The 3,204-nt window shown below is 35.6% G+C and carries 4 protein-coding genes, 1 tRNA gene and 1 pseudogene; 3 read left to right on the forward strand and 3 right to left on the reverse strand.

Annotated elements, in window-relative coordinates; all coding sequences use genetic code 11:
* Positions 1 to 272 (reverse strand): annotated as a pseudogene (locus CCY16_RS00850) (single-stranded-DNA-specific exonuclease RecJ); the annotation flags it as partial.
* A gap of 330 nt (positions 273 to 602) precedes the next feature.
* Here CCY16_RS00850 and CCY16_RS00855 point away from each other — a divergent pair.
* From CCY16_RS00855 to CCY16_RS05935, 3 genes are all read left to right on the forward strand, one after another.
* Positions 603 to 830 (forward strand): hypothetical protein, encoded by a 228-nt coding sequence (locus CCY16_RS00855; protein ID WP_088414223.1) that lies wholly within the window; start codon positions 603 to 605, stop codon positions 828 to 830.
* 265 nt (positions 831 to 1,095) lie between these two features.
* Positions 1,096 to 1,623 carry a c-type cytochrome gene (locus tag CCY16_RS00860; RefSeq protein WP_088414225.1) on the forward strand — a complete coding sequence of 176 codons (528 nt, stop codon included), beginning with the start codon at positions 1,096 to 1,098 and terminating at the stop codon, positions 1,621 to 1,623.
* Between the two features lie 111 nt (positions 1,624 to 1,734).
* Complete coding sequence (locus CCY16_RS05935; protein ID WP_245800671.1) at positions 1,735 to 1,986, forward strand: alpha/beta fold hydrolase; 252 nt, start codon at positions 1,735 to 1,737, stop codon at positions 1,984 to 1,986.
* Between the two features lie 437 nt (positions 1,987 to 2,423).
* Here CCY16_RS05935 and CCY16_RS00870 read toward each other — a convergent pair.
* A tRNA-His gene (locus tag CCY16_RS00870) sits at positions 2,424 to 2,499 on the reverse strand.
* Between the two features lie 349 nt (positions 2,500 to 2,848).
* Positions 2,849 to 3,052 carry a hypothetical protein gene (locus tag CCY16_RS00875; protein WP_088414227.1) on the reverse strand — a complete coding sequence of 68 codons (204 nt, stop codon included), beginning with the start codon at positions 3,050 to 3,052 and terminating at the stop codon, positions 2,849 to 2,851.
* Positions 3,053 to 3,204 lie beyond the last annotated feature (152 nt).

Here is a 3,204-nt window from a genome sequence, read left to right on the forward strand (position 1 = left end):
GCTATATTTTCATTATTGTTTATTGCCTGTATTATGCGAAAAACAGCTTTATCCATATCAAGAAGATGAAAGGGATCTGGTAATAGCGATCTGATTAGTGGGTATAAAAAATTGCCCGCATTTTCTATATTGATACCACGAATAGCCAGTATTCTGGCTAGTATTTCTGGTAATTCAAACCTCTGAGTGAGGGTTAAAACTTCCCTTTGATCTGCTTCTTGTAACTTCCATAGTGCATTTGTTATGCTGCGTTTTTCAATACCAAGTAGCATATTTTGTAAATAAACAAAATTACTTTATCAGAATTTTTAAGTTTGTTCTACAATTGCAATTTACCATTTTTTGAAGTACGGCGTAATTCCAGTAAATAACTTGCAAATATAAACATAAAAGTACTATGATAAACTTTTTTGCAAAGCATTAGAGAGGTTGTATGAGAAAAAGAAATTATAAGTATGGTCTTAATGAGCAAATAGATCAATCTTATGAATTTCAGTGGGGTGCAAGGGTAGTTTGAGGAGTTATTGTAGGAGTGGGCAATGTAATAGGAGCTATTGTAGGATTAGGGCTCAATTTTACAGCTCTGTCACTTTTAGTAATAGGTGGAATTGCAGGTTCCAGCTTTGCTAGCGCTTGTAGCTATAGGATTGCCCTGTTACTATCGCAATGAGATTAACGAAGAAAAAGGGAAGGAAAGCATTATAGAAAAACTTGTAATAGCAGCACTGGTGCCGTTCTTTATCTCTATGTCAGCCTCAAGTGTAGCAACTGGAGTTTGCATTGCTGCAACCGCAAATGCTGTTCTTCCTGGTATATTTGCAACTTGGTGAGAAATAGCAGCAGGTGCAAGGAGTAGGAGCTATTGTGCTGCCGTCAGGTGATTATTACGGGAATAATTGTACAGCAATGTTTGCAGGAAGTATATTGGAGTTGTTATTCCAGATAAGTATGTGATTGGATCACGAGTTACTTTGGCTGAATGGAAACAGTGACCTAACTATTAGAAATTTTTATCCTTGGTGGGCTAAGGTAATTGCTTGCCGTCTGTAAAAATATTCGCATAATTTAAGCAACATTAACTGATAAAGATTAACTATGGAGCTTAATAAAATTGCAGCATCGATTTTACTTTCTGGGCTAATCATTATGATAGTCAGTAACGTAGTTGATATGCTTTACAATCCAGAGAAGTATAAAATTGAACACCAGACAATAGTAGCTGCTGGCAGTAATGAACCTCAGCAAAAAATTGAACAAGTGGCGCTTGATATTGGAGCGCTCATGCAGAGTGCTAGCCTTGAGAGAGGCAAATCAATAGCGAAAAAATGTATAGCTTGCCACAGTTTTGATAAAGGTGGAGCCAATAAAGTAGGACCAAACTTATGGAGCATAGTTGGAAATAAAAAAGCACATCTCGGTGACTCATTCAATTACTCAAAAGCAATGCTTGAAAAGGGCGGAAAGTGGGGATATGAGGAGTTATTTGCCTTCTTAAAGAGTCCAAAAGCCTATATAAAAGGTACGCGTATGGCATTTGCAGGTATTTCCAATCCGCAGGAAATTGCAGATCTAGTCAGTTACTTACGTCAATTAAGCGATAATCAGGTTGCTTTACCAAAATAGCATGGATTACAGCAGGTTGCTTGATGAAAACGGTAAGTACATAGCACATTGCAAGCTACAAAGGGAAAAAATCTTCCATAGTCTTTTTCAGTGGATTTGTATCCAATATGAATGGAGTTAAAGCAACTACTATTTACAAATTTTGTCAAAGAAAATGGTATAGCGCTTGTGTTATTTGATTACTTTGGTCATGGTTATTCAAGTGGTGATTTTACTAATTACAAGATGAGTGATTGGCAAAAAAATTATGTTAGAGTAATCCGTAAACTAACTAGCGGCAAGCAAATAATTATAGGTTCAAGCATGGTAGGGTGGCTGATATTGCTCACTGCTATTCAACTTTCAGAAAGAATTGCAGCCTAATGGGCATATCGTCTGCTCCTGACTTTACTGAAGATTTAATATTCTATCAACTATCCGATAAGTAAAAAGAAGAACTAGATTCTAAAGGTGTAATAGATTTTACTTCAGAGCATTGCATATACAAAATAACTAAAAGCTTGGTAGAAGATGGTAGGAAAAACCTTCTTTTAAATAAAAAGAGATAATAGATATAAACTGTCCTGTGCGTTTATTGCACAGCATTGATGATAAAGATATTCCTTGCCAAACTTCGTTAAATTTAGCCAAAAAGGTCAGGTCAATCAATGTTGAGGTACATCTGGTAAAATCAGTAGAACATAACACGTCTGACAACCATTCATTGGGATTTTTATTTCAGACGATTAGAGAATTTTTGCCGACTGTGTAATTGTACACTGATTTAGTATTCATACCTTCGTAAAGCAAAAAAATTTTATTGGGGCGAGCGACCAGAATCGAACTGGCGACATTCAGTACCACAAACTGACGCTCTACCAACTGAGCTACGCCCGCCAAAGTATGGAACTTCTAATACATAAGTGCAAGAAATATAAAATATCTAACATATCAGCAAAAAAAGTCAATTGACTATTTAAGCAGATTCTTTTACTTCAGACTGTGTTGTAGTTCTCATTATATGTAAAGTGTGGGGTTTCTAATAAATTCAGCGTTCGCGTTTATTGGTGGTGTGATACTTAACTTTATGCCTTATGTTTTTCCTGTTCTTTCTCTAAAAGTAGCAGCATAATTAATGGTCCTAGCAACTCATTTAAGCTGAAATTAAATGTAATAGCCTACATCCTGGAGCATTGACTGGCATGTTGATATTATCCTTAACGCTATTGACATTGCATGATATAGGTTATGCAGCGGGATGGAATTTTAATATGCAATCTCCTGTTTGTGTACTGGTATTGCTATATATAATGTTTGCAATAAACTTATGTTTCTGTGGCTTGTTTGGCATTTCTCTTATATTTTCTCGTTCAGTAAAGCTGACAACAGTTTTTTTGCCTGCCATGGGTTTTGCTCTTACTAAGTCATCAATACTTATTTCTGTTAGCATTTTCTTATTCTTGGTTTTAGCGTTTCACTTCCATACTTAATTGTATCATTTTTTCCTAACACACTTAAACTTTTCCCAAACCCTAATGAATCGATGGTAGCATTGAAGCATTTTCCATTTTTCTCTGTATCTTTATCCGTTATTTGGTTAAG

Source organism: Wolbachia endosymbiont of Wuchereria bancrofti, from assembly GCF_002204235.2.
Lineage (GTDB): Bacteria > Pseudomonadota > Alphaproteobacteria > Rickettsiales > Anaplasmataceae > Wolbachia.